Annotated in this window: 26 protein-coding genes and 1 riboswitch; of the genes, 14 read left to right on the forward strand and 12 right to left on the reverse strand. The window is 38.3% G+C overall.

Features of this window, described 5'->3' with window-relative positions:
- The first annotated feature begins 242 nt into the window (after window positions 1-242).
- The 5 genes from rppH to tadA are packed head-to-tail and all read left to right on the forward strand — an operon-like array spanning window position 243 to window position 3,821.
- Entirely contained in the window at window positions 243-833 is a 591-nt protein-coding gene (rppH, locus tag DV415_RS05140; RefSeq protein ID WP_118789878.1) for an RNA pyrophosphohydrolase, read from the forward strand.
- The gene (locus tag DV415_RS05145; RefSeq protein WP_118789879.1) at window positions 833-1,630 is read left to right on the forward strand and encodes a sulfite exporter TauE/SafE family protein; all 798 of its coding nucleotides are present in this window, start codon (window positions 833-835) and stop codon (window positions 1,628-1,630) included. Before rppH ends, DV415_RS05145 begins: the two co-directional genes overlap by 1 nt.
- An 8-nt stretch (window positions 1,631-1,638) precedes the next feature.
- Window positions 1,639-2,445 carry a prolipoprotein diacylglyceryl transferase gene (gene lgt / locus DV415_RS05150; protein WP_118789880.1) on the forward strand — a complete coding sequence of 269 codons (807 nt, stop codon included), beginning with the start codon at window positions 1,639-1,641 and terminating at the stop codon, window positions 2,443-2,445.
- 9 nt (window positions 2,446-2,454) lie between these two features.
- Complete coding sequence (locus tag DV415_RS05155) at window positions 2,455-3,306, forward strand: thymidylate synthase (RefSeq protein ID WP_118789881.1); 852 nt, start codon at window positions 2,455-2,457, stop codon at window positions 3,304-3,306.
- The gene (gene tadA, locus DV415_RS05160) at window positions 3,306-3,821 is read left to right on the forward strand and encodes a tRNA adenosine(34) deaminase TadA (protein ID WP_118789882.1); all 516 of its coding nucleotides are present in this window, start codon (window positions 3,306-3,308) and stop codon (window positions 3,819-3,821) included. The genes DV415_RS05155 and tadA overlap by 1 nt, the downstream gene beginning before the upstream one ends.
- 33 nt (window positions 3,822-3,854) lie before the next feature.
- Here the strand turns inward: tadA and DV415_RS05165 are convergent, their stop codons facing one another.
- The gene (locus tag DV415_RS05165) at window positions 3,855-4,169 is read right to left on the reverse strand and encodes a DciA family protein (RefSeq protein WP_118789883.1); all 315 of its coding nucleotides are present in this window, start codon (window positions 4,167-4,169) and stop codon (window positions 3,855-3,857) included.
- A 78-nt stretch (window positions 4,170-4,247) separates the two neighbouring features.
- Between DV415_RS05165 and secM the strand changes: the two genes are divergently transcribed.
- The 3 genes from secM to mutT all read left to right on the forward strand — a co-directional run bounded on the left by secM (window position 4,248) and on the right by mutT (window position 7,858).
- On the forward strand, window positions 4,248-4,550 hold the full coding sequence (secM, locus tag DV415_RS05170) for a secA translation cis-regulator SecM (RefSeq protein WP_114908714.1): 303 nt from the start codon (window positions 4,248-4,250) through the stop codon (window positions 4,548-4,550).
- 124 nt (window positions 4,551-4,674) lie between these two features.
- Window positions 4,675-7,383, forward strand: a complete 2,709-nt coding sequence (gene secA, locus DV415_RS05175; RefSeq protein ID WP_114908713.1) for a preprotein translocase subunit SecA — start codon at window positions 4,675-4,677, stop codon at window positions 7,381-7,383.
- A gap of 61 nt (window positions 7,384-7,444) precedes the next feature.
- Window positions 7,445-7,858: an 8-oxo-dGTP diphosphatase MutT gene (gene mutT / locus DV415_RS05180; protein ID WP_005627484.1), complete on the forward strand. Its 414-nt coding sequence runs from the start codon at window positions 7,445-7,447 to the stop codon at window positions 7,856-7,858.
- Between the two features lie 48 nt (window positions 7,859-7,906).
- On the opposite strand, the gene DV415_RS05185 is transcribed toward mutT, so the two are convergent.
- The 5 genes from DV415_RS05185 to yggU all read right to left on the reverse strand — a co-directional run bounded on the left by DV415_RS05185 (window position 7,907) and on the right by yggU (window position 12,895).
- Complete coding sequence (locus DV415_RS05185; RefSeq protein WP_032803225.1) at window positions 7,907-8,170, reverse strand: DUF5339 domain-containing protein; 264 nt, start codon at window positions 8,168-8,170, stop codon at window positions 7,907-7,909.
- Between the two features lie 90 nt (window positions 8,171-8,260).
- Complete coding sequence (holA, locus tag DV415_RS05190) at window positions 8,261-9,295, reverse strand: DNA polymerase III subunit delta (RefSeq protein WP_118789884.1); 1,035 nt, start codon at window positions 9,293-9,295, stop codon at window positions 8,261-8,263.
- On the reverse strand, window positions 9,295-9,798 hold the full coding sequence (locus DV415_RS05195) for an LPS-assembly lipoprotein LptE (RefSeq protein WP_118789885.1): 504 nt from the start codon (window positions 9,796-9,798) through the stop codon (window positions 9,295-9,297). The genes holA and DV415_RS05195 overlap by 1 nt, the downstream gene beginning before the upstream one ends.
- Before the next feature lie 95 nt (window positions 9,799-9,893).
- On the reverse strand, window positions 9,894-12,479 hold the full coding sequence (gene leuS / locus DV415_RS05200; RefSeq protein ID WP_118789886.1) for a leucine--tRNA ligase: 2,586 nt from the start codon (window positions 12,477-12,479) through the stop codon (window positions 9,894-9,896).
- Window positions 12,480-12,607: 128 nt separating this feature from the next.
- Window positions 12,608-12,895, reverse strand: a complete 288-nt coding sequence (yggU, locus tag DV415_RS05205; RefSeq protein WP_005631228.1) for a DUF167 family protein YggU — start codon at window positions 12,893-12,895, stop codon at window positions 12,608-12,610.
- Window positions 12,896-13,047: 152 nt separating this feature from the next.
- On the opposite strand from yggU, the gene uppS reads away from it, so the two are divergent.
- From uppS to lpxD, 6 genes are all read left to right on the forward strand, one after another.
- On the forward strand, window positions 13,048-13,767 hold the full coding sequence (gene uppS, locus DV415_RS05210) for a polyprenyl diphosphate synthase (protein ID WP_118789887.1): 720 nt from the start codon (window positions 13,048-13,050) through the stop codon (window positions 13,765-13,767).
- A 21-nt stretch (window positions 13,768-13,788) separates the two neighbouring features.
- Window positions 13,789-14,655, forward strand: a complete 867-nt coding sequence (locus tag DV415_RS05215; RefSeq protein WP_118789888.1) for a phosphatidate cytidylyltransferase — start codon at window positions 13,789-13,791, stop codon at window positions 14,653-14,655.
- Window positions 14,656-14,664: 9 nt separating this feature from the next.
- Window positions 14,665-15,996 (forward strand): sigma E protease regulator RseP, encoded by a 1,332-nt coding sequence (gene rseP / locus DV415_RS05220; protein ID WP_118789889.1) that lies wholly within the window; start codon window positions 14,665-14,667, stop codon window positions 15,994-15,996.
- A 19-nt stretch (window positions 15,997-16,015) separates the two neighbouring features.
- Window positions 16,016-18,394 (forward strand): outer membrane protein assembly factor BamA, encoded by a 2,379-nt coding sequence (gene bamA / locus DV415_RS05225; protein ID WP_114908706.1) that lies wholly within the window; start codon window positions 16,016-16,018, stop codon window positions 18,392-18,394.
- Between the two features lie 112 nt (window positions 18,395-18,506).
- Window positions 18,507-19,115, forward strand: coding sequence for an OmpH/Skp family outer membrane protein (locus DV415_RS05230; RefSeq protein ID WP_114908705.1), 609 nt, complete (start codon window positions 18,507-18,509; stop codon window positions 19,113-19,115).
- A gap of 12 nt (window positions 19,116-19,127) precedes the next feature.
- Complete coding sequence (gene lpxD, locus DV415_RS05235) at window positions 19,128-20,153, forward strand: UDP-3-O-(3-hydroxymyristoyl)glucosamine N-acyltransferase (RefSeq protein ID WP_118789890.1); 1,026 nt, start codon at window positions 19,128-19,130, stop codon at window positions 20,151-20,153.
- 180 nt (window positions 20,154-20,333) lie between these two features.
- Here lpxD and tsf read toward each other — a convergent pair whose 3' ends face one another.
- The 6 genes from tsf to arcA all read right to left on the reverse strand — a co-directional run bounded on the left by tsf (window position 20,334) and on the right by arcA (window position 26,473).
- Complete coding sequence (tsf, locus tag DV415_RS05240; protein WP_118775346.1) at window positions 20,334-21,185, reverse strand: translation elongation factor Ts; 852 nt, start codon at window positions 21,183-21,185, stop codon at window positions 20,334-20,336.
- Between the two features lie 133 nt (window positions 21,186-21,318).
- Entirely contained in the window at window positions 21,319-22,041 is a 723-nt protein-coding gene (rpsB, locus tag DV415_RS05245; protein ID WP_005645552.1) for a 30S ribosomal protein S2, read from the reverse strand.
- A 178-nt stretch (window positions 22,042-22,219) separates the two neighbouring features.
- Entirely contained in the window at window positions 22,220-22,984 is a 765-nt protein-coding gene (locus tag DV415_RS05250; RefSeq protein ID WP_118789891.1) for a class I SAM-dependent methyltransferase, read from the reverse strand.
- 428 nt (window positions 22,985-23,412) lie between these two features.
- Window positions 23,413-23,736, reverse strand: a complete 324-nt coding sequence (gene raiA, locus DV415_RS05255; RefSeq protein WP_009499739.1) for a ribosome-associated translation inhibitor RaiA — start codon at window positions 23,734-23,736, stop codon at window positions 23,413-23,415.
- Between the two features lie 235 nt (window positions 23,737-23,971).
- Window positions 23,972-25,342 (reverse strand): alanine/glycine:cation symporter family protein, encoded by a 1,371-nt coding sequence (locus DV415_RS05260; protein ID WP_118789892.1) that lies wholly within the window; start codon window positions 25,340-25,342, stop codon window positions 23,972-23,974.
- A gap of 111 nt (window positions 25,343-25,453) precedes the next feature.
- Window positions 25,454-25,564, reverse strand: a riboswitch (glycine riboswitch).
- Window positions 25,565-25,762: 198 nt separating this feature from the next.
- Complete coding sequence (gene arcA / locus DV415_RS05265; protein WP_065245785.1) at window positions 25,763-26,473, reverse strand: two-component system response regulator ArcA; 711 nt, start codon at window positions 26,471-26,473, stop codon at window positions 25,763-25,765.
- Window positions 26,474-26,607 lie beyond the last annotated feature (134 nt).

Consider the following 26,607-nt stretch of genomic DNA (forward strand, 5'->3'; position numbering starts at 1 on the left):
TGCGGTTTATTTTTGTTTAAGATCTTTTGATTGGAAATAACCCAATTTATTTTTAAGTTCGATGAGATAAGGAGCCTTCCCTGTTTTTATGTGATCAATTCACAATCAGAAATCCGTTATTCACAATGTTATCCACAATCTGTGTATTTTCTTGTGTAACTAGCCCTTTGGTTGATAAAAACACTGATTTATGAAACAATCTGCAGACTATTTTTGTATGAAAAATTTAAGGTAAAACGATAGTGATCGATTTTGATGGCTACCGTCCAAATGTGGGTATTGTGATTTGTAATCGCAACGGGCAAGTGCTTTGGGCGAAGCGCTGTGGGCAAAATTCGTGGCAGTTTCCGCAAGGTGGCATTAATGATAATGAAAGTGCCGAGCAAGCGATGTATCGTGAACTGTACGAAGAGGTTGGTCTACAGCCTAAAGATGTGCGCATTTTATATGTATCTAAGCATTGGTTGCGTTATAAATTACCAAAACGTTTGTTGCGTTATGACTGCAAACCGATGTGTATAGGGCAAAAACAACGCTGGTTTTTGTTGCAGCTTGTTGGCGATGAAAAAAATATCAATATGCAAACAACCAAATCACCAGAATTTGATGGGTGGCGTTGGGTGAGTTTTTGGTATCCTGTTCGCCAGGTCGTATCTTTCAAAAAAGAAGTGTATCGCAAAGCGATGAAAGAGTTTTCAGGCGTGTTGTTCTCAGAAAATCCTCCTGTGTATCAACCTGCACGAGAATTGGAGCAAAAATCTTATACTCATCCTAAAAAATATAATGGTTCAAAATTTCCAAAACGTTCTTTTAATAAAACAAGGAATTCATAATGCTTAGCTTTATTCTACTTTGTTTGCTTGTGGGAGCTGTAGCTGGCTTTTTTGCGGGGCTTTTTGGTATCGGCGGTGGATTGATGATTGTTCCTGTATTGGTGTACTTACTACCAATAGTGGGCGTGCCAGAACCTTTATTAATGTCTACCGCACTTGGAACCTCTTTCGCAACGATTGTTATTACTGGCTTTTCTTCGGCTCAACGACATCATAAGTTAGGGAATGTTGTGTGGAGTGCGGTGAAGATCCTTGCTCCGAGTATCATGGTTAGCGTCTTTATTTGTGGTTTCTTTATCGGAAAACTTGATCGCGATATTTCTAGTAAATTATTTGCCTGTTTAGTGGTTTATCTCGCGGTTAAAATGGTCTTATCTATTAAACCTAAGACAAATAAAACAGTTAAACCTTTGACGACTCAATCATCTATTATCGGTGGTATTCTAATTGGCATGGCATCTAGTGCTGCAGGCATCGGTGGTGGTGGATTTATTGTACCGTTTTTAAATTCTCGCGGTATCGATATGAAAAAGGCTATTGGTTCTTCGGCTTTCTGTGGCATGTTACTCGGAACTTCCGGAATGTTCAGTTTTATGTTAAGCGGCTGGGGAAATGCTGCTATGCCAGAATATTCTTTAGGTTACATTTATTTCCCTGCAGTGTTATGTATTACTGCCACATCGTTTTTCACGTCAAAACTTGGTGCAACCGCCACCTCAAAACTACCCGTGCCAACTTTAAAGAAAGGGTTTGCACTTTTATTAATTACCATTGCTGTTGATATGTTTATTAGATAGAGAAAATTATGAATTCAAATTACTTGCTCCTGCCTCATTTTGATCCAACCATTTTTACTCTTGGTGATAGCAATATCGGCTTACGTTGGTATGGTTTGATGTACCTTTTGGGCTTTATTTTTGCACGCTGGCTTGCTGTTCGCCGTGCTAATCGTCCAAATAGCGGTTGGACAGTGGATCAAGTTGATACCTTACTGTTCAATGGTTTTATGGGTGTATTTATTGGCGGACGTGTTGGCGATGTATTTTTTTATAATTTGGATCGTTTCTTACAAGAGCCGCTTTATTTGTTCCGTGTTTGGGAAGGTGGAATGTCTTTCCATGGCGGCTTAATAGGCGTCATTGTTGCCATGATTTGGACATCTTATTCACAAAAACGTAATTTTTGGCAAACGGCTGATTTTGTTGCGCCTTTGATTCCGTTTGGTTTAGGTTTAGGTAGAATTGGTAATTTCATTAATCTTGAGCTATGGGGACGCGAAACGGATGTGCCTTGGGCTATGATTTTCCCGAATGATCCGCTCTTACTGCCTCGCCATCCATCACAACTTTATGAAGCTTTTTTAGAAGGCATAGTGTTGTTTGCAATTCTGAATATTTTTATTAAAAAGCCACGTCCAATGGGTTCCGTTGCAGGCTTATTCTTAATTGGTTATGGCGTCTTCCGTTTTATTGTGGAATATGTGCGTGAACCTGAAGTTGAAAATTTCTTTGGGGTCATTACAAGAGGACAAGCACTTTGTTTACCGATGATTATTGGTGGTGCCTTAATTATTGCTTGGGCTTATTCACGCAAAAGTGCGGTAATAAAATAGGAGATTTTTATGAAGCAATATCTTGATCTTTGTCGTCGCATTGTTAATGAAGGTGAATGGGTTGCCAATGAACGTACAGGTAAGCGTTGTCTCACGGTTATTAATGCAGATTTAGAATATGATGTAGCGAATAATCAATTTCCGCTGATTACTACACGTAAAAGTTATTGGAAAGCGGCAATTGCTGAATTTCTAGGTTATATTCGTGGATATGACAATGCTGCTGATTTTCGCGCACTTGGTACTAAAACTTGGGATGCTAATGCGAATGAAAATGCCGCATGGCTCGCGAATCCGCACCGTAGAGGCGTTGATGATATGGGTCGCGTATATGGTGTGCAAGGCAGAGCGTGGCGTAAACCTAATGGTGAAACCATCGATCAGCTACGCAAAATTGTTAATAATTTGACAAAGGGCATTGATGATAGAGGGGAAATTTTAACCTTCTTTAACCCAGGTGAATTTGATCTTGGTTGTCTTCGTCCTTGTATGCACACGCATACTTTTTCTCTTGTGGGCGATACTTTACATCTTACTAGTTATCAACGTTCCTGTGATGTTCCGCTTGGATTGAATTTCAATCAAATTCAGGTGTTTACCTTCTTAGCGCTTATGGCTCAGATTACGGGCAAAAAAGCAGGCAAGGCATATCATAAAATTGTGAATGCGCATATTTATGAAGATCAGCTTGAGTTAATGCGTGATGTACAACTTAAACGCGAGCCTTTCCCGTTGCCAAAATTAGAAATCAATCCAGATATAAAAACGCTTGAAGATTTGGAAACTTGGGTCACGATGGATGATTTTAAAGTTATTGGCTATCAATCTCATGAGCCGATTAAATATCCTTTTTCCGTCTAATGGTTGTAGCAAAAGTGCGGTCAGAATTTGACGAGAAAATGATGTTCTATGCCCTTACTCTTGCGGATAAAGCAGAAGCGTTAGGTGAGATTCCTGTGGGAGCGGTTTTGGTTGATGACGCTGGAAATATTATTGGAGAAGGTTGGAATCTCTCTATTGTTCAAAGTGATCCTACCGCCCATGCTGAAATTATCGCTTTGCGTGACGGAGCAAAACATCTCCAAAATTATCGTTTACTGAATACTACGCTTTATGTGACATTGGAGCCTTGCACAATGTGTGCTGGGGCAATTTTGCATAGCAGAATTAAACGCCTTGTATTCGGCGCTTCTGATTATAAAACTGGTGCGGTTGGATCACGTTTCCATTTTTTTGATGATTATAAGATGAATCATACTCTGGAGATTACATCTGGTGTATTGGCAGAAGAGTGTAGTCAGAAATTAAGCGCATTTTTTCAGAAAAGACGCGAAGAGAAAAAAATAGAGAAAGCATTGTTAAAAAAGTCTGATTGATATTAAATCTCCATTTTCTCTTATTCTTAGCTTTTAAAAACCAGGGTTTATTATTATCTCAAGTTGTTTTACATGCGGAAATTCTTCTTGAATGAGTTTCAACAATTCTGTCTGTCTAAATAGAATCCCTTGGCGAACAATGGCATTAGATACTTCAATAAAAATTGAATGATCAGTTATGTTGCCAATACGAAATTTGCCATGAAATTCTTGTGGAAAAATGCGGTTAAATTTTTGATTAAGTTCATTGATGGCAAGACCTTTTTTCATTATTTTGGCAAAGGGCGATTGCTCAAGCACATCCATAATATTAACTGCTTTTTGATAACGATCAGCCTTGTTTTCCATAAAGTCTGCCCCCAGTAAATGACATTAGTTTAGATTTCCGCTACAATACACGCAATTTTCATAATAAACAACGAGATGATGATTTCAGGCACTGTCAAACCGAATTTTTGGTCGCGATTACTTTTAAGTATCATCGCGATTTTTGCTTTGCCTAACGCACAAAGTTTTGAAAATCAAAATAATGCGGAAAATTATTCCTCGAGTGTTTCCATTCAACAAGCGTTAGAGACGGTAAAAGTTTCACGTGAAGTGCAACGACAAGCCATTCCTCAACCTTCAATTTCCCACCAAACTGAAAAACAACTTAAAATTCAACCGCACTTTTTTGCTGAAGCGTTGAATCTTAGTGCACCAATTCGAGCAGGCCCCTTGCTTATTTAATTTTTCTGTTTTTTGTGAAGAATATTGCTATTGAAATAGCGATATTTTAAAAAATTATTGTGCATGAAATAAAATATTTCATAAGCATTTAACTATTTAACTTATATATTTAAAAAGAGAAATTATGAGCATTTTAACAAGAATTTTTGGCAGTCGTAATGAACGCATTCTACGTAAATTAAAAAAACAAGTCGTTAAAATTAATAAAATGGAGCCAGCTTTTGAGGCATTAAGTGATGATGAATTAAAAGCAAAAACACAAGAGTTTCGTGATCGTTTAAGTGCGGGCGAAACTTTGCAACAAATTTTACCAGAAGCATTCGCAACAGTACGTGAAGCAAGTAAGCGCGTGCTTGGTATGAGACATTTTGATGTTCAGCTTATTGGTGGGATGGTATTGACTAATCGCTGTATCGCAGAAATGCGCACTGGTGAAGGTAAAACATTAACTGCAACTTTGCCTTGTTATTTAATTGCACTTGAAGGTAAAGGCGTTCATGTTGTGACGGTGAATGATTATCTTGCTCGACGAGATGCAGAAACAAACCGTCCATTATTTGAATTTTTGGGCATGAGTGTAGGCGTAAATATTCCTGGTTTACCGCCTGAAGAAAAACGAGCAGCTTATGCAGCAGATATTACTTATGCAACCAATAGTGAACTTGGTTTTGACTACTTACGTGACAACTTAGCCCACTCAAAAGAAGAACGTTTCCAACGTACTTTAGGTTATGCGCTGGTGGATGAAGTGGATTCCATCTTAATTGATGAAGCACGTACGCCATTGATTATTTCTGGTCAAGCTGAAGATAGTTCTGCGCTTTATATTGCAGTCAATAAACTGATTCCAAACTTAATTAAACAAGAAAAAGAAGATACGGAAGAATACCAAGGCGAAGGGGACTTTACTTTAGATCTTAAGTCTAAACAGGCACATTTAACTGAACGTGGCCAAGAAAAAGTGGAAGATTGGTTGATTGCGCAAGGTTTAATGCCAGAAGGTGATTCTTTGTATTCTCCTGGTCGAATCGTATTGCTTCATCATGTTATGGCTGCCTTGCGTGCGCACACATTGTTTGAAAAAGATGTCGATTACATTGTGAAAGATGGTGAAATCGTGATTGTTGATGAACATACGGGTCGAACAATGGCAGGTCGTCGCTGGTCAGATGGTTTACACCAAGCCATTGAGGCAAAAGAAGGGGTGGAAATTAAGAGCGAAAACCAAACTGTTGCGTCAATTTCTTACCAAAACTACTTCCGTTTATATGAGCGTCTTGCAGGTATGACGGGGACTGCGGATACCGAAGCGTTTGAGTTCCAACAAATTTACGGATTGGAAACTGTTGTGATTCCAACAAACCGCCCAATGATTCGTGATGATCGCACAGATGTGATGTTTGAAAATGAACAATATAAATTTAATGCGATTATTGAAGATATCAAAGATTGTGTAGAACGCCAACAACCAGTATTAGTGGGGACGATTTCAGTAGAAAAATCGGAAGAATTATCTAAGGCTTTAGATAAAGCGGGCATCAAACATAATGTATTGAATGCGAAATTCCATCAACAAGAAGCGGAAATCGTGGCAGAAGCTGGTTATCCTGGTGCGGTAACTATCGCAACGAATATGGCGGGTCGTGGTACGGATATTATCCTTGGGGGTAACTGGAAAGCACAAGCTGCTAAATTAGAAAATCCAACTCAAGAACAAATTGAAGCGCTTAAAGCTGAGTGGGAAAAGAACCACGAGATTGTAATGAAAGCAGGTGGTTTGCATATTATCGGTACAGAGCGTCATGAATCTCGCCGTATCGATAACCAGTTGCGTGGTCGTTCTGGCCGTCAAGGTGACCCTGGTTCTTCTCGCTTCTATCTTTCTTTGGAAGATGGCTTAATGCGCATTTATTTAAATGAAGGTAAACTTAATTTAATGCGTAAAGCGTTCACAGTGCCTGGTGAGGCTATGGAATCGAAAATGTTGGCGAAAGTGATTGCATCAGCTCAAGCAAAAGTTGAGGCCTTCCATTTCGATGGTCGTAAAAACCTACTTGAATATGATGATGTGGCAAATGACCAACGTCATGCAATTTATGAGCAACGCAATTATTTGCTTGATAATGATGATATTTCTGAAACTATCAACGCCATTCGCCACGATGTATTTAATAGCGTGATTGATCAATATATTCCACCGCAATCTTTGGAAGAACAATGGGATATTAAAGGGCTTGAGGAACGTTTGGCTCAAGAGTTTGGTATGGAATTACCAATTTCTCATTGGCTGGAAGAAGATAATAATCTACACGAAGAAAACTTGCGTGAACGCATCGTAGAAGTCGCCGAAAAAGAATATAAAGAAAAAGAAGCACTAGCTGGTGAAGAAACTATACGCAACTTTGAAAAAGGTGTCATGTTACAAACCCTAGATGAGCTTTGGAAAGAGCACTTAGCGGCGATGGATTATTTACGCCAAGGTATTCATTTACGCGGTTATGCGCAAAAAGATCCAAAACAAGAGTATAAAAAAGAATCTTTCCGCATGTTTACGGAAATGTTAGATTCTTTAAAACATCACGTTATCACGACGTTAACGCGTGTACGTGTGCGTACTCAAGAAGAAATGGAAGAAGCTGAACGAGCTCGTCAAGAAATGGCTGCTCGTATCAATCAAAATAATTTACCTGTGGATGAAAATGATCAGGCAATCCAAAATCCAGATTCTGAAGATTATTCAGAACGTCGTATTGGACGCAATGAGCCTTGTCCTTGTGGTTCGGGTAAAAAATACAAGCATTGTCATGGCAGTCGTGCTGCTCGTCATCAATGATTAGCCAAAGTGCGGTGATTTTTCACCGCACTTTTTTCATAGGTGCTATTGGATAGAAAAAATGGATAAAAAAATTATACAAGTCGCTGCAGGTATTATTCGTAATGAGTTTGGGCAGATCTATTTAACGCAGCGTTTAGAAGGACAGGATTTTGCCCAATCTTTAGAATTTCCCGGTGGAAAAGTGGATGCGGGAGAAACCCCAGAACAGGCTTTAAAACGTGAACTGGAAGAGGAAATTGGCATTGTGGTATTAAATGCTGAACTTTACGAGCGCTTCCAATTCGAATATCCAACAAAGATTATTTCTTTTTTCTTTTATGTCGTAGATGAATGGATTGGTGAGCCTTTTGGGCGAGAAGGGCAAGAAGGTTTTTGGGTTGAGCAACGCGCATTGGATGCCGGACAGTTCCCACCAGCTAATGCTAAATTAATTCATCGCTTATTGAATGAAGCTCTCCATCCCATAAAATAAAACCCTAGTCAGACTAGGGTTTATATAACATCTATTGATTTTTTCAAATTATTTCGGCATTGCGGCTTTCATTTGTTTAAGTTGCTCTGCCGCTTGATTACAAGCCTGATCTTGTGCCGCTACGGGCATTGATGCAAATTGTTGTTTGCTTGATTCATATTGAGCTTTCATCGCATTTGCTTGCGCAGCTGGCATTGATGCTAAGAAAGAATCAATTTCAGCGAAATAAGTTTTACAACTTGCAGACAAATCAGCTGCAGAAGCTGAAAAACCAAATCCCATTAAAATAAGTGTAGCTAGTGTTTTTTTCATCATGATATCCTCACGAAAGTTAATTAATAAAGTTATTGCCAAAGTGGCGACTTATTGTACCATTTTAGTGAAAAAAAAAAACAATAGCGATTACAAACAAATTTTCACAGACAAATCAGCGAGTTTAATCCACACTTCATCGCTAAATTCTTGTTTAGCAAGACGTTCAATATTGGCGAGCTCTTGGATAATTTCGTAGAGCTTTTGATAGGTTAAACGTTGAATCACACTTAAAAAGAGCGGTCGGCGATTTTGCCAGATTTTTAGACGGTCAAATTCAGTCTTAATTTGTTGAGTTGGAAGTTTTTCCGTTGTCATCGTATGTTGCTGTGGTTTTGTGAGTTCCAGCAACGTAAATAATTCTCGCTGTAGTGTGCGTAATAAAATAACAGGTTGCACATCTTCAGCTTGTAACCCTTTTAAAATGCGTTTGGCACGATTTGCCTTTCCAACAAGCAACGCATCAATCCATTGAAATGGTGTAAAAATTGAGGATTGTTCCACCACGCTAATAACACGATTGTAATTAAGTTTATGATCGGGATGAAGTAAATCTAAAAGCTGCAAAGTTTGCTTGAGTGCGAGCAGATTGTTTTCATAACTATAACAAAGTTGTTGGATTGCTTCATCATCAGCGTCTAATCCCATCGCTTTGGTACGATTTTTTACCCAACGAGGGAGATTTTCAGCCGTAGGTGTTTGGCAATTTACAAGAATTGCACTGGTTTCATATTGGTTTAGTTCAACAAACCATGCTTGGTTTTCATTTGCTTTTGCTAGCTTTGCAATTTGTAAAATCAGCAAGATATCGTCATGTAGAACCGAAATAAATTCTTGCAGATTTTTCTGTAAAAGTGCGGTGAAATTTTCAGGTAAATTTAATACCATGACTTGTTTATTAAAAAACAATCCTATGGACTGACAGGATTCTATGAGTTGTGCCCAGTCAGTTTGGCTATCAATCTGTATGCTATTTTTTTCATCGAATCCTTGTTGGTTGGCTGTTTTATAAATGGCATCTTCATTTTCACTCAGTAACAATGGATCTTGTCCTACCAAAAAGTAAACTTTGGCTAAACGTTGGGAAAGATGTTGATTAAGTTGCTCAGGGAAGATGCGATTCATTATTTGTTTTTCACTTGTTTTTCTAATGCAACCATTTTAGTAATGAGCTGACGTGCAGCTTGTTCGCGCATATCATTCCAAATTACTTCTCGTTCGGCGGATTTAGCTAATGCTGCGCGAGAATTATCAAAGAAAGTGCGGTTGACTTTTGCCGTGATTGGATGGCTTTCACCATTCGCTAAACGAATGCTAGCTTCCACTTCTAACATCAATACTTTTTCAGCTTCGCGTCCGCGTTTAAAAACAGAGGCAACTTCATCATTTGTGCGGAATTTATTTATGCGCAAAACAGGAATGCCTTGAGTCAAATTGACGAGTTGAACATTATTCGCTTGTAACTGATTGCGCATCGCTACTGACATTTCGCTATATGGATCGGGGCTTTCAAATGTAAGAGTACGTAATTCTTGTGGAATTAATGTACCGTTTTGAAAATGCCAGCCGCAAGCAGAAAGCGCGGTAATGCTTGTTACAATGAACAATGTTTTGATTGATTTAATCATAAAAATTACCTTTATTGTGGAGTGTATTAATTTAAAATCCATACACTAATAAAGATAGAATCTGTGAAATATCAATATTCCACAGATTCTACGGATTATGGTTTAACCACAAAATTCAACATTTTTAATGGAATATAGATTTCTTTAAGAATTTCTTTTCCATCAAGGAATTTTGCAACATTAGGATCTGCTTTGGCCGCCGCTTTAATTTCTTTTTCTGAAGAGGTTGCAGGAACAGTCACTTTTCCACGAACCTTGCCATTTACTTGCACAACAATGAGTTTTTCATCTTCTACCATTGCGGCTTCATCAGCTTTCACCCATTCAGCGGTATCGATGTTGCTTTCATTTCCTAGCGCTTGCCATAATTCAAAGCAGATATGTGGCGTAATTGGATAAAGCATGCGCACAACTGCACTTAACGCCTCCGCCATGACAGCCCGATCTTGATCACTTTCTAAGGAAGCCTTAGTGAGTTTATTCATCAACTCCATCACTGCTGCAATAGCAGTATTAAATGTTTGACGACGACCAATATCATCGCTCACTTTCGCAATGGTTTTATGTACTTCACGACGAAGCGCTTTTTGAGCTGCTGAAAGTGTGGTGGTATCTAGGCTTGTTTTTGCTGGATTTTGTTGATATTGATATACCAAATTCCAAACACGCCCTAAGAAACGTTTAGCACCTTCTACGCCAGATTCTTGCCATTCCAAGGTCATTTCTGCTGGAGAGGCAAACATCATAAAGAGACGAACAGTATCGGCACCATATTTCTCTACCATTTCTTGTGGGTCAATACCGTTATTTTTGGATTTCGACATTTTGGTCATGCCACTATGGACTAGTTCACGCCCTTCAGGATCGGTGGCTTTAATGATGCGACCTTTCTCATCACGCTCAAGGGTCACTTGAGTTGGACTTACCCAAATACGCTCGTTGGTCGGACTGGTGTAGTAGAAGGCATCTGCAAGCACCATACCTTGACATAATAATTTATCAGCTGGTTCGTCACTGGTTACAAATCCCGCATCGCGTAATAATTTGTGGAAGAAACGGAAGTAGAGCAAGTGCATTGTTGCGTGTTCAATACCACCGATATACTGATCCACTGGTAGCCAATAGTTTGCTTCTTCCGCATCTAGCATGCCATTTTGATATTGTGGACAAGTGTAGCGCGCGTAATACCAAGAGGATTCCATAAAGGTATCAAAGGTATCGGTTTCTTTGAGTGCTGGTGCGCCGTTAAGGGTTGTTTTTGCCCAATTAGGATCAGCTTTAATAGGGCTTTTCACGCCATCCATTACCACATCTTCAGGCAGAATAATAGGTAAATCTTCCATTGGTGCAGGTACTACATCGCCATTTTCAAGGGTTAGCATAGGAATTGGCGCCCCCCAATAACGTTGGCGAGAAACACCCCAGTCACGTAAACGGTAATTCACTTGACGTTTCCCAACACCTAATTTTTCTAATTTATCTGCAATGCCATTGAAAGCGCCATCAAAATCTAAACCATCAAACTCATCTGAGTTCACTAATTTACCGTGCTCAACGAAAGCTTGTTTAGTTAAATCAATTTCTTCATCAGCAATGGGTTCAATAACTTGCTTGATTTGTAAACCGTATTTTTGAGCAAATTCAAAGTCGCGTTGGTCATGAGCAGGAACGGCCATGACAGCACCTGTGCCATAGTGCATTAACACGAAATTCGCAACCCAAATTGGTAGTTTTTCACCCGTCAATGGATGAATGGCGAATAAGCCTGTTGCCATCCCTTTTTTCTCCATAGTCGCTAAATCAGCTTCTGCTACTTTGGCGTTTTTCGCTTCTTGGATAAAGGCGGCTAATTCAGGATTGTTTTGAGCTGCCAAACTTGCTAATGGATGTGCCGCCGCAATGCCTAAATAACTCACACCGTAAAAGGTATCTGGACGCGTGGTGTAAACCGCTACTTTTTCGTTGGTATCTGCAACATCAAAAGTAATTTCTACCCCTTCAGAACGGCCAATCCAGTTACGCTGCATAGTTTTTACCATGTCAGGCCATTGTGGAAGGGTATCTAAACCACCTAATAATTGCTCTGCATAGTCAGTAATTTTGATAAACCATTGTGGGATTTCTTTTTGTTCCACAGGTGTATCACAACGCCAGCAACAACCTTCGTGTACTTGCTCGTTTGCGAGTACGGTTTCATCATTCGGACACCAGTTTACGGTTGAGGTTTTTTTATACACTAAGCCTTTTTTGTAAAGCTCAGTGAAGAACCATTGTTCCCATTTGTAGTATTCTGGTTTACAGGTTGCGATTTCACGATCCCAGTCGAAACCAAAGCCTAAAAGCTGAAGTTGTTTTTTCATGTAGGCAATGTTTTCGTATGTCCATTTAGCAGGCGCAGTTTTGTTTTTGATCGCCGCACCTTCTGCGGGTAAGCCGAAAGCATCCCAACCAAATGGTTGTAATACGTTTTTGCCTAGCATGCGTTGATAACGAGAAATTACATCACCAATAGTGTAGTTACGCACATGCCCCATATGCAGGCGGCCAGAAGGATACGGGAACATAGAAAGACAGTAATATTTTTCTTTAGATTCGTCTTTGATTGCTTTGAAAACTTTATTTTCTGCCCAATATTGTTGAACCTTTGGTTCGATCATATCGGGGCGATATTGTTCTTGCATAAAATCACCTTAAATTTTAACCGCACTTTTGCAGCATTTTGACAATAGAAAATGTGGCATAGAATACCGTAAAACGGCATAAATTGATAGGGTGAGAGTCCAAAGTGCGGTGATTTTTTTCTTTGTTTTTACAATAGATTTTGAATTTCTTTTGGAATTAATTTGGGTTCAGGAATCCAAACTTGTTTGTGTCGGCTCAATTCCCCTTTTTCTAAAATAATACTGCTTTTGGGCACTTTGAAGGATTTACTTAAAAATTTCAATAAATGCGCATTTGCTTGACCATCAACAGGTGGCGCAGTAATGGTAATTTTTAATTCATCATCGTGAATGCCAGCAATATGATCTTTGCTGGCTTTTGGTTGTAAGAATATTCTTAATCTAATACCGTCTTTATTTTGTTCAATCGCAGACATAAATTCTTCGTTTTGTTTATTTTTCTTTATTATAAAAATGAATTATGTAAAAAATAAAGTGTGGATTAGGGCTCGCTAATCCATAGCAAGCAAATACAACTTATGATATAGTTCACAGCCGAATTTATAGGGATCTTTTTATAATAAAAATAATGATAGAACTCGATCAAAACAATATTCCAAAACACGTTGCCATTATTATGGATGGTAATGGGCGGTGGGCAAAACAGAAAAATAAAATGCGTATTTTTGGCCATACCAATGGCGTATCTGCAGTTCGCCGTGCAGTAAGTTATGCTCGTCAAACTGGCGTGAGTTTCCTTACACTTTATGCTTTTAGTAGCGAAAATTGGAATCGACCAGAGCAAGAAGTCAGCGCGTTAATGACGCTTTTTATGCAAGCTTTAGATCGCGAAGTGAAAAAATTACATAAAAATAATATTCGCCTGAAAATTATTGGCGATATATCTCGTTTTAGTGAATCTTTGCAAGAAAAAATTTCAAAAGCGGAAAATTTAACAGAAAAAAATACCGCACTTACGCTCAATATTGCTGCAAATTACGGCGGTTGTTGGGATATTGTGCAAGCAGCAAAACAACTTGCAGAAAAAGTAAAAAATAATGAAATTAGCGTTGAAGAAATTGATGAAATTGCTTTTCAGCGTCATTTGGTTACACAAGATGAACCACCAGTTGACCTATTGATTCGTACCAGCGGTGAACAACGCATTAGTAATTTTTTATTATGGCAAATTGCATATGCAGAACTTTATTTTTCCGATGTGCTGTGGCCAGATTTTGATGAGGCGGAATTTAACCGCGCCATCGCCTGTTATCAACAACGTCATCGCCGTTTTGGTGGGACAGAATAATTCAATAAATGGATTAAAATTATGCTTAAACAACGAGTTTTATCTGCCATTGTCTTAATCGTAGCGGTGCTATGTGCGCTATTTTTATTCACGCCTTTTTATTTTGCCCTCGCGTTAGGTGCTGTGGCGACTTTAGGCGTTTGGGAATGGACTCAGTTTGCTCGCCTTAAACAGCCTTTAGCGCGTTTTTGTGTTGCTGCTTTTTTAGGTGCCTTTATTTTTTTATGGCTCTATACTGAGGGCAACTATTTAGACGCAGGTCGTGTGTTTGAACAACATCTCCAGCTTTTATTAATGAATGCTGTTGGTTGGTGGATTTTAGCTTTATTGCTTGTGGTGAGTTATCCTAAATCAGCTAAATTTTGGTCTAAAAATCCTCTTTTACAGCTTTTATTTGCCTTTTCTACTTTAATCCCATTTATCGCGGGCGTATTACGTTTACGTTTAGAACACTATACCCATGATCCTTATCACGGCTTATTTTTATTACTTTATGTATTTGTGCTTGTTTGGGCGGCTGATTCTGGTGCTTATTTTAGCGGACGAGCATTTGGTAAACGCAAACTTGCGCCAAAAGTGTCACCAGGTAAAAGCTGGGAAGGCGTTGTTGGTGGTTTAATTACAGCGTTAGTGCTTGCTTTTGTGTTTATCCATTTCTCTGGCGATGCTTTAGTTGGTGAGCGAAATATCACTGGATTCGTTATTCTTTCCGTTGCAACAGTTGCAATTTCGGTATTGGGTGATTTAACTGAAAGTATGTTTAAACGTGAGTCTGGAGTTAAAGACAGCAGTCAATTAATTCCGGGTCATGGTGGTGTATTAGATCGCATTGATAGCTTGACTGCCGCGGTACCTTTTTTCAGCTACTTCTATTTCTTTGTGTTATAAGGATTCTGAATGTCATTTTTGTGGTCGCTAGGTTCTTTTATCATTGCTATTGCGGTATTAGTATCCGTTCACGAATATGGTCACTTTTGGGCTGCTAGAAAGTGCGGTATAAAAGTCCATCGTTTTTCAATTGGCTTTGGTAAGGTAATTTGGAAACGAATCGATAAGCACGGTACAGAATTTGCGATTTCAATGATTCCTTTAGGCGGTTATGTAAAAATGCTTGATGGACGTAATGAAGCGGTTCCAGTTGAACAAAAGTCACAAGCATTTGACAGTAAAAGCGTATTACAACGCGCATTTGTGATTATTGCAGGCCCTTTGGCGAATTTTATTTTTGCGATTTTTGCCTATTGGGTCATCTACCTTTATGGAATGCCAAGTGTTAAACCTGTGATTGAATCAATAACACCAAGTTCAATCGCAGCACAAGCTCATATTGAACCTAATACACAAATTCTTGCTGTTGATGGTGAAGAAACTCAAGATTGGGAAACCATCAATATGCTACTTGCCACAAAAATGGGTGAGCCTAATGTTGAGATTGCCCTTTCTCTTTTTGGTTCTAATATTGAACAACAACGTACTTTAAATCTTACAAATTGGACTTTTGATCCTGAAAAAGAAAGTGCGTTTGAGGCATTAGGGATTATGCCTATGCGTCCTAAAGTTGAAATGGTGCTTTCTAAAGTTGTTCAAGGTTCTCCAGCTGAGAAAGCAGGTTTACAAATCGGTGATAAAATTTTAAAAGAAAATTTAACCGCACTTCCTTGGCAAGATTTTATAAAACAGGTCGAACAAGGTGAATCTTTTTCTATTAAAGTTGAACGTAATGGGGAAACGCTTGACAAAATTATCACGCCAGTGCGTAATCAGAGTGGAAAATGGTTTGTAGGTTTAAGCCCAACTTTCGTAAAATTATCTGATGAATATCGTACTGAATTAAAATATGATATTCTTAACTCTTTGCAAAAAGGCATTGAAAAGACTGGCCAACTTTCTGTGTTAACCTTGAAGGTGTTAGGAAAACTAATTACGGGTGATTTGTCATTAAACAATTTAAGCGGTCCGATTTCTATTGCAAAAGGTGCTGGTGCATCCGCTAATATTGGATTGGTGTATTTTTTAAGTTTTATGGCATTGATTAGTGTTAATTTAGGCATTATGAATTTATTCCCATTGCCTGTATTAGATGGCGGTCATTTAGTTTTTTTAGCAATGGAAGCTGTTAAAGGAAAACCTGTTTCTGAGCGGGTGCAAAGCATCTGTTATCGAATTGGCGCAGCACTGTTATTAAGCTTAACGGTGTTTGCATTATTTAATGATTTTTTACGTCTATAATTTATATAGGATACAATCGATGAAAAAACTTCTAATCGCAAGTTTATTATTCGGTACGACAACGACTGTGTTTGCCGCACCTTTTGTGGCAAAAGATATTCGCGTGGATGGTGTTCAAGGTGACTTAGAACAACAAATCCGAGCAAGTCTACCTGTTCGTGCCGGTCAGCGTGTGACTGACAATGATGTGGCTAATATTGTCCGCTCTTTATTCGTAAGTGGTCGATTCGATGATGTGAATGCACATCAAGAAGGCGATGTACTTGTTGTTAGCGTTGTGGCTAAATCGATCATTTCAGATGTTAAAATCAAAGGTAACTCTGTTATTCCAACTGAAGCACTTAAACAAAACTTAGATGCTAACGGTTTTAAAGTTGGTGATGTTTTAATTAGAGAAAAATTAAATGAATTTGCCAAAAGTGTAAAAGAGCACTATGCAAGCGTAGGTCGCTATAATGCAACAGTTGAACCTATTGTCAATACGTTACCAAATAATCGTGCTGAAATTTTAATTCAGATCAATGAAGATGATACTGCAAAATTAGCATCATTAACTTTCAATGGTAATGAATCTGTTAGTAGCAGCACGTTGCAAGAGCAAATGGAATTACAACCTGATTCTTGGTGGAAATTATGGGGTAATAAATTTGAAGGCGCTCAGTTCGAGAAAGATTTACAGTCAATTCGTGATTATTATTTAAATAATGGTTATGCCAAAGCACAAATCACTAAAACTGATGTTCAGCTAAATGATGAAAAAACGAAAGTGAATGTAACCATTGATGTAAATGAAGGTTTACAGTATGACCTTCGTAGTGCTCGTATAGTTGGTAATGTGGGCGGTATGGCTTCTGAACTTGAACCTTTGCTTTCTTCATTACATTTAAATGACACTTTCCGTCGTAGCGATATCGCAGATGTTGAAAATGCGATTAAAGCAAAATTGGGTGAACGTGGTTACGGTAGTGCAACGGTGAATGCTGTACCTGATTTTGATGATGCGAATAAAACCTTAGCAATTACTTTTGTTGTTGATGCTGGTCGACGTTTAACTGTTCGTCAACTACGCTTTGAAGGAAATACTGTTTCAGCAGATAGTACTTTACGTCAAGAAATGCGCCAACAAGAGGGGGCGTGGTATAACTCGCAATTAGTTGAGTTAGGTAAAATCCGTTTAGATCGTACAGGATTCTTCGAAACCGTAGAAAATCGAATTGATCCTGTAAAAGGCACTGATGACGAAGTAGATGTGGTGTATAAAGTTAAAGAGCGTAATACAGGTAGTATCAACTTTGGTATTGGTTACGGTACAGAAAGTGGTATTAGCTATCAAGCTAGTGTTAAACAAGATAATTTCTTGGGAACAGGGGCAGCAGTAAGTATAGCTGGTACGAAAAATGATTATGGTACGAGTGTCAATTTAGGTTATACCGAACCCTACTTTACTAAAGATGGCGTAAGTCTTGGTGGAAATGTTTTCTTTGAAAACTATGATAACTCTAAAAGTGATACATCTTCTAATTATAAACGTACGACTTACGGTGGTAATGTCACTTTAGGTTTCCCTGTAAATGAAAATAACTCTTACTATGTTGGATTAGGTTATACTTATAATAAGATTAGTAACTTTGCTCCAGAATATAACCGTGAATTATATCTTGATTCCATGAATTTTAATGGAAATTCAATCAAAACCAGTGACTTTGATTTTTCTTTTGGTTGGAACTATAACAGCCTTAATAGGGGATATTTCCCAACTAAAGGGGTAAAAGCAAGTCTTGGTGGACGAGTTACAATTCCAGGTTCGGATAACAAATACTACAAACTAAGTGCAGATGTACAAGGTTTCTATCCATTAGACAGAGATCACCGTTGGGTTATATCTGCAAAAGCATCTGCAGGATATGCAAATGGTTTTGGAAACAAACGTTTACCGTTCTATCAAACTTATACAGCTGGTGGCATTGGTTCATTACGTGGTTTTGCTTATGGTAGTATTGGACCTAATGCAATTTATGCCGATCAACATGGTAATTTTAATAAGATCAGTTCTGATGTGATTGGTGGTAATGCAATCACAACTGCGAGCGCGGAACTTATTGTACCAACACCGTTTGTGAGCGATAAGAGCCAAAATACAGTCCGAACTTCCTTATTTGTTGATGCGGCAAGTGTTTGGAATACTAAATGGAAATCGGATAAGAGTGGGTTAGATAACAATGTATTGAAAAGCTTACCCGATTATGGAAAAGTTAGTCGTGTTCGTGCCTCTGCGGGTGTAGGCTTCCAATGGCAATCCCCTATTGGGCCATTGGTATTCTCTTATGCCAAACCGATTAAAAAATATGAAAATGATGATGTAGAACAATTCCAATTTAGTATTGGTGGTTCTTTCTAATTAGATTGAACTTTTTTCATCATTCGAATGTCAAAGATAGCATTCTCTGCCTAATTTTGTTAGGCAGAGAAAATACTAAACTAACCACAATTTAATTAAGGATCTTTATCAAATGAAAAACATCGCAAAAGTAACCGCACTTGCTTTAGGTATCGCACTTGCTTCAGGCTATGCTGCAGCTGAAGAAAAAATTGCTTTCATTAATGCAGGTTATATTTTTCAACATCACCCAGACCGTCAAGCTGTAGCGGATAAACTCGATGCTGAATTTAAACCTGTAGCTGAAAAGTTAGCTGCAAGCAAAAAAGAAGTTGATGATAAAATTGCAGCTGCTCGTAAAAAAGTAGAAGCAAAAGTTGCGGCTTTAGAAAAAGATGCACCTCGCTTACGTCAAGCAGATATTCAAAAACGCCAAGAGGAAATTAATAAATTAGGCGCGGCTGAAGATGCTGAATTACAAAAATTAATGCAGGAACAAGATAAAAAAGTTCAAGAGTTCCAAGCGCAAAATGAAAAACGTCAAGCAGAAGAGCGTGGTAAATTATTAGATAGTATTCAAACTGCTACAAATAATTTAGCAAAAGCGAAAGGTTATACTTATGTACTTGATGCAAATTCAGTTGTATTTGCGGTAGAAGGTAAAGACATCACAGAGGAAGTGTTAAAATCTATTCCTGCTAGTGAAAAAGCAGCACCTGCTAAAGCAGAAGAGAAAAAATAATAGGTTCTCATAATGCAAAAATCCTATTCTTTGCAAGAATTGGCAACTCAAATCGGCGCTACCGTTCGCGGTAACGCCGATGTTGTTGTTGAGAATATCGCTCCACTCGATAAAGCCCAATCAAATCAACTTACTTTTATTTCTAACGCAAAATTTCGTGCATTATTGAAAGATTCTAAAGCAGGAATTTTGGTTGTTTCTGAAGAGGATGTCGAACACTGTTCTTCAGAAAGCAATTTACTTATTGTTAAAGATCCTTATGTAGCTTATGCAATTTTGGCTCAATATATGGATAGCACACCAAAGGCTGCGCAAGGCATTGCAAAAAGTGCGGTAATTTCTGATAGTGCTTCTTTAGGTGAGAATGTTTCAATTGGTGCGAATGCTGTGATTGAAGAAGGTGTTGTACTTGGTGATAACGTGATCATTGGTGCAAATTGCTTTGTTGGTAAAAATACCAAGATCGGTTCAGGCACTCAACTTTGGGCTAATGTAACTGTTTACCATAACGTTGAGATTGGCACTAATTGCTTAATTCAATCAGGAACAGTCATCGGTAGTGATGGTTTTGGTTACGCAAATGATCGTGGTCGTTGGATTAAAATTCCACAAGTAGGGCAAGTAATAATTGGTAATAACGTTGAGATTGGTGCGAATACTTGTATCGATAGAGGCGCATTAGACGCAACGATTATTGAAGATAACGTGATTATCGATAACCTTTGTCAAATTGCACATAATGTTCATATCGGCACTGGTACAGCTGTTGCTGGTGGCGTTATCATGGCGGGTAGTTTGACTGTTGGGCGTTATTGCTTAATTGGCGGTGCAAGTGTGATTAATGGCCATATGGAAATTTGCGATAAAGTCACGATTACTGGAATGGGAATGGTTATGCGCCCAATTACAGAGCCTGGCGTATATTCCTCTGGTATTCCATTGCAGACGAATAAAGAATGGCGTAAAACAGCAGCACTGACGTTAGGTATTGATGGAATAAATAAACGTTTAAAAGCGTTAGAAAAGAAAATTTCTTAATTTCTTTTGAAGTTTTATTACAAAATCCACATTTTAAAATGTTTACTATTAAAGTGTGGATTTTTTATTTTATTAAACGTAACTAAAAAAGTTTAAGCCCGTTAATTAAGCAGCTTATCCTATAAAACAAATAAGCCCAACTTAAGTTGGGCTTATTAACATATCGTTATCTTTAAATAATTACGCGTTACCGCCAGTAATTTTTGCAACTTCAGCTGCGAAATCTTCTTCTTTTTTCTCGATACCTTCACCTACTTCTAAACGGATGAAGTTAGACACTGAAGTATTTACTGATTTTAAGAAGTCGCCTACAGATACAGAAGGATCCATTACGAATGGTTGACCTGTTAATGAAACTTCACCAGTGAATTTCTTCATACGACCTTCAACCATTTTCTCTGCGATTTCTTTTGGTTTGCCAGAGTTAACTGCGATATCAATTTGGATTTGACGCTCGTGTTCAACTACTTCTGCAGGTACATCTTCTGGGTTCACGAATTCTGGTTTAGATGCCGCTACGTGCATAGCTACTTTTTTAAGTTCATCTGCAGAACCTTGACCTGCAACTAATACACCGATTTTCGCGCCATGTAAGTATTGAGCAATTACTTGACCATCTAAGTAAGCAACACGACGGATGTTCATGTTCTCACCGATTTTAGCTACTAATGCAGCACGTTTTTCTTCGAATTGTGCTTGTAATGCTTCGATAGTTGTACCTTTGTTTGCTGCTGCGAAATCAGCTACTTCGTTTGCTAAACCTAAGAAACCAGCATCTTTTGCCACAAAGTCAGTTTCACAGTTCATTTCAACTAATACACCGAAACCATTTTCTACACGAGCAAGGATAACACCTTCAGCTGCAACACGGCCTGCTTTTTTAGCTGCTTTAGCTTGACCAGATTTACGCATGTTGTCGATTGCTAACTCAATATCACCGTTTGCTTCAACTAATGCTTTTTTACATTCCATCATACCGGCACCGGTACGTTCACGAAGTTCTTTTACTAATGATGCTGTGATTTCAGCCATTTTTAAAATCCTCTGTCGAAAATGCGATTTATTTTGACCGCACTTTTAGATAAAAATATAGGGGCTAAACTTTAGCCCCTATGCCAATTAATCGTTTGATTATTAAGGGCTTCGCCTTATTGCAAAACTTAAATTATTCTGCGTCAGCTGCTAATTCTTCAGCAACTTGAGCTTCGTTACCACGACCTTCTTTAACCGCTGCTGCAGCTGCAGAAACATAAAGTTGGATAGCACGAGTGGCATCATCGTTACCTGGGATAACGAAATCTACGCCAGCTGGAGTTGAATTAGTATCAACGATAGCAAATACAGGAATACCTAGGTTGTTTGCTTCTTTAACAGCGATATGTTCGTGGTCTGCACCGATAACGAATAACGCATCTGGTAAGCCACCCATATCTTTGATACCGCCAAGGCTTAATTCAAGTTTTTCCATCTCACGGCTACGCATTAACGCTTCTTTTTTGGTTAATTTATCAAAAGTACCGTCTTGAGATTGAGTTTCTAAATCTTTTAAACGTTTAATTGATTGACGAACGGTTTTCCAGTTAGTCAACATACCACCTAACCAACGGTGGTTTACGTAATATTGCTGACAATCTAATGCTGCCGCTTGAACTGCTTCAGACGCTGCACGTTTTGTACCAACGAATAATACTTTACCGTTGTTGCTAGCAATGCGAGTTAATTCCGCTAAAGCTTCATTGAATAAAGGTAAAGTTTTTTCTAAGTTGATGATGTGAACACCGTTACGAGCACCAAAAATGAAAGGTTTCATTTGTGGGTTCCAGTAACGAGTTTGGTGTCCGAAGTGTACGCCTGCGTTGATCATGTCGCGCATTGAAACTTGTGCCATAATATTTTCCTTTTGTTGGGGTTGAGCCTCCACATATCAGCTAATCGACCGTTTGGCACCCCGATTAAGCCTTAATGATATGTGTGTGTTGTTAATAATTAAAAACGCTGCTTTTGAAACCCAAAAACAGCGGTGCGATTTATACCATAAAGTGCGGTCAAAAACCAGTTTATTTTGTTTATTTCTCCACTTTTCTTACTTTGATAAATAACAATGATGGGCGGTGTGATAAATCTTTAAATTCATTATGCCATTGCGGTTGGTCGGCAAGCATTGGTTCTTCCATTTGCTCGATTTGAAACCCTGCATGAATTAAATTATTGATAATTGTCGCTGTTGTTCGATGATAGGTTTGAAAAGGTTGTTTGAACCAATTTCTATTGCGTTCGCCCTCTTCTCGGTAATGATTTAAACGATAAGCAACTTGCTGTTTTTTGTCATTTTTTTCCCAGCGTTCCCCTTCTTTGTGGCAAGTGGTTATCGGATGTTCTTGTGAGAAAACCAATATGCTATTAGACGAGAGTTTGTCATAGATAGTTGATAATAATGCCGGAAAATTTTCAATATAATGAAAGGCAAAAGAGCTAGTAATCACATCAAAATGATGTTCTGGTAACTCAGCTAATTTTTCCATTGGTAAGTGATATAAGGAAAAACGCCCTGAAAATTGACCGCACTTCTGCAGATCTTTTTCAGCTTGTTCAAGCATTTTTTCTGAAAAATCGATTCCAATTACTTTAGCTGCTCCTCGTTCTAAATAAAGTTGTAAATGTCCTCCTGTACCACAGCCTAAATCGAGTAATTTTTTCCCTTTTAAATCAGGCAACAGTGAGAGCATGGTCGGCTTTTCGACAATTTCATTGAGACTAATTGGATTTGCGCGGAGTTTCTGATAAAGCTCAAAGAAGTTTTCTTTGTCATAAACGCTAGTTTTATTATTCATCTCGTATCCTATATTACAAATAAAAAAGGGGAATATTGTTCTGCTGCCCCCAAATTTATTATTAAACAACTAACTGATTAAAGTGTAGATTTTTTGTGACTAACTACAACCAACTCTTCAAACAACAAGTGAGCAATGTTTATCTTCAATGCAATAAAAATCATTCTCTCCCCTAAGGCATCTTAAACGTCCCGAACAAACATTACATCGTTGAATGTAAATAATTTAAGGGGCTGACGTAGATTAGCCCTAAATAACCAAATGAAAGGTGAGTATTCATTATCATCACCATGAGAGTATTCGGTGTAAACTAAAAAACTAAGCCCTGTGAATCACAGAGCTTAGTCCTCGATTTAATAACCTAACTTTTTTGGATGGATAAAATTTCACCGCACTTTTGCTTTTCTTTCTTTAGTTTATTTTCAATATTAACTTTCAAACGAATCTTTTAATCGTTCATCTGCTCGACGAGATTCACTTTTATGTTGAAGTTTATTAAGCTGGCGCTCCAATTTTTCCTCAACTTCATTAATTGCTTTATACATATCATCTGAGGTTGCACTTGCCAATAAATTGCCCAGTGGTGTGCCAATAGATGCTTCTACAGTAAATCCATTCGGTACTTTGTTTAAAACAAAATGGGGGTTAATTAACTGTGTTTGCCATTTACCTAATTTCGCGAGTCTTTCCTCCACGTGTTCACGAATTGCAGGGGTGATTTCCATTTGTTTGCTGGTGATATTAAGTGTCATAGCATTTACCTCTTTGTTGCGTGATTTACAATTTTCTTTAATTACAAAATAGCTTTCTTAATTCGGGTTTTCAAGGGCTTTAAGAGAAAATGTCAAAGTAATTTTTAAAAATATGATCTATGTCTAATTTCTGAAAAAAGCTGCTTTTCTTTCTAAGATAAGTTGTTAAGATGGGAAATTGTGATAAGAAAAAAAGGTGTAGATATTGACTATATCCACACCTTTTTTCATTTGATTATTCTAGGATTTCGTCTTGATCGTGATGATTTATTTTCAATCGTTGGAAATAATCTTTTGTTTCTTCAATCACAACTTTTCGCAATCCAATGAGCGCGATGAGATTTGGAAAGGCCATTAAACCATTTACGATATCGGCGATAATCCAGATTAAATTTAAGTGTAAGAATGAGCCTAACCCCACCAACACAATATAAGCTAAACGATATAGTTTTACGCCACGAATACCAACGAGATAAACAAAGCAACGTTCACCGTAGTAACACCAGCCTAAAATAGTTGTGAATGCAAAAAATAATAAACCGACGGTTACAATCGTTGCGCCAATTGATGCCCCTAAACCTTGTGAAAAGGCGTAGTTTGTTACTGTTGCACCCGCTAATTCAGGATTGTTCCATGCCCCAGTTAATACCAAGACAATACCTGTCATTGTACAAACGATGATGGTATCCAAGAATGTTCCTGTCATAGAAATTAAGCCTTGTCGAACAGGCTCACGAGTTTGTGCCGCTGCGGCTGCAATTGGTGCGCTTCCTAAACCTGATTCATTGGAGAAAATGCCTCGAGCGACGCCTGATTGAATCGCCTTCATTACGGTAAAGCCAACAGCTCCGCCTAGCGCCGCTTGCGGATCAAAAGCACTATAAATAATTAATGAGATCGCATCTGGTACTTTTTCTATATTTAAAAGGATAATAACCAGTGAAGTAGTGACGTATAAAATCGCCATAAACGGCACAATTACCGATGATGCGGTTGCAATACGCTTTACACCACCAAGAATGATTAAGCCGACTAAAAGTGTAACAATGATTGCAGTAACTAAAACAGGAATATTAAAAGTATCTTGCATTGCATGGGTAATCGCATTGACCTGTGGGAATGTACCGATCCCGAAAAAGGCAACCATTACACCAAATAATGCAAATAATTTTGCTAGCCATTTGATACCTAACCCGCGTTCAATGTAATACATTGGACCGCCAGCCATAAAGCCATTTTTATCGCGAACACGGTATTTAACCGCGAGTAAACATTCGGCATATTTTGTTGCCATTCCTAATAAGGCGACTAGCCACATCCAAAAAATAGCGCCAGGCCCACCTGCTTGTACAGCAGTTGCAACACCCACAATATTCCCAGTTCCAATCGTTGCGGCTAATGCGGTACAAAGTGCGGCAAAAGATGAGACATCACCTTTTCCACCTTTATCTTTTTTAAATAAATAACCCAGCGCACGTGGTAAATAGCGAATTTGAATAAAGCCTAAACGTAAGGTTAAATAGAGCCCAGTGCCCGATAAGAGTATGAGTAGCGGCGCACCCCAAATAAAGCTATCAATAGCTGAAAGAATTGACTCAATTGTCATGTGATTCCTCGTCGTTTAAATCAAAAATAAACACGACAAGAAGACGAAAAGATACAATGGAAAAGAAAGTGCGGTGAAAAGATAGATAATTTCCACACTTACGATAGATTGTCTTTTGCCCCTGTCCTTTTGCCTGAGCGTTTGAAAAACGATTGAAAAATTAACCGCTCTTTTGCGCCTTCGGCGTCCATTTCTAAAATGGATCTCTCCAAGGGTTCGTCCAGTAACAGTCCCTGCCATCGCACCTGAAAGATTTTACATCGTCGGTGTGGGGTCAATTCCCCGCTCTCCAGCTACCTTCATCCGAACTCACTTTTCATTGTGACAATCACAATAAAAACGTATGAATTCTATCAAAATGGGAAATTAATTTCAAAAAGGAATTTTAAAATAGTCTCTCAGTTGATAGAAATAATGACTTTATTCTATATCCCCACAAAAACGATATCCTTCACCATGCACCGTCATAATGATATTTGGGGTATTAGGATGATCTTCAAAATGTTTTCTAATGCGTCGAATTGTGACATCTACGGTACGATCCTGAGGTTTTAATTCACGTCCCGTCATTTTTTTTAGTAATTCTTCGCGAGTTTGTAATTTTCCTGGATTTTCACAGAAATGCAGCATTGCACGAAATTCACTACGTGGAAGTTTAAATTCTTCACCTTCTGGCGTAATTAAACTGTGACTATTTAAATCTAATTTCCAGCCATTAAAACGATAGAATTCTCGACCAAATGTATTTTCTTTTTCTTGATGTGGCATTGTGCGATGCAATAAATTTCGTGCACGGATAGTCAATTCTCGAGGGTTAAAAGGCTTGGTTAAATAATCGTCGGCACCGATTTCTAGCCCTAGAATTTTATCGACTTCATTATCACGACCAGTTAAGAATATAAGCGGCAAGTTGAGTTCTTCGCGGAGCTCTCTTGCTAATAATAAACCGTTTTTACCCGGTAAATTAATATCCATCACAACTAAATTTATATTGTGGTTTTCTAACATATGATGCATCTCTGCACCATTTTCTGCTTCAAGTACATCATACCCTTCCGCTTCAAAAATCCCTTTAAGCGTATTTCGGGTAACGATTTCATCTTCAACAACGAGAATTTGTGGAGTAGCCATTTTCCATCCTTATACTTATTTTGGTGTATGCTATCATGATTCCATTCTAGCGGTGTAACATTGTTGTAACAATAAAAAAGTGCGGTTATTTTTTATAAGATTTTCTTTTTTATGATCTAAATCATAGTTTTAGA

Source organism: Haemophilus haemolyticus, assembly GCF_003490595.1.
Classification (GTDB): domain Bacteria; phylum Pseudomonadota; class Gammaproteobacteria; order Enterobacterales; family Pasteurellaceae; genus Haemophilus; species Haemophilus haemolyticus_L.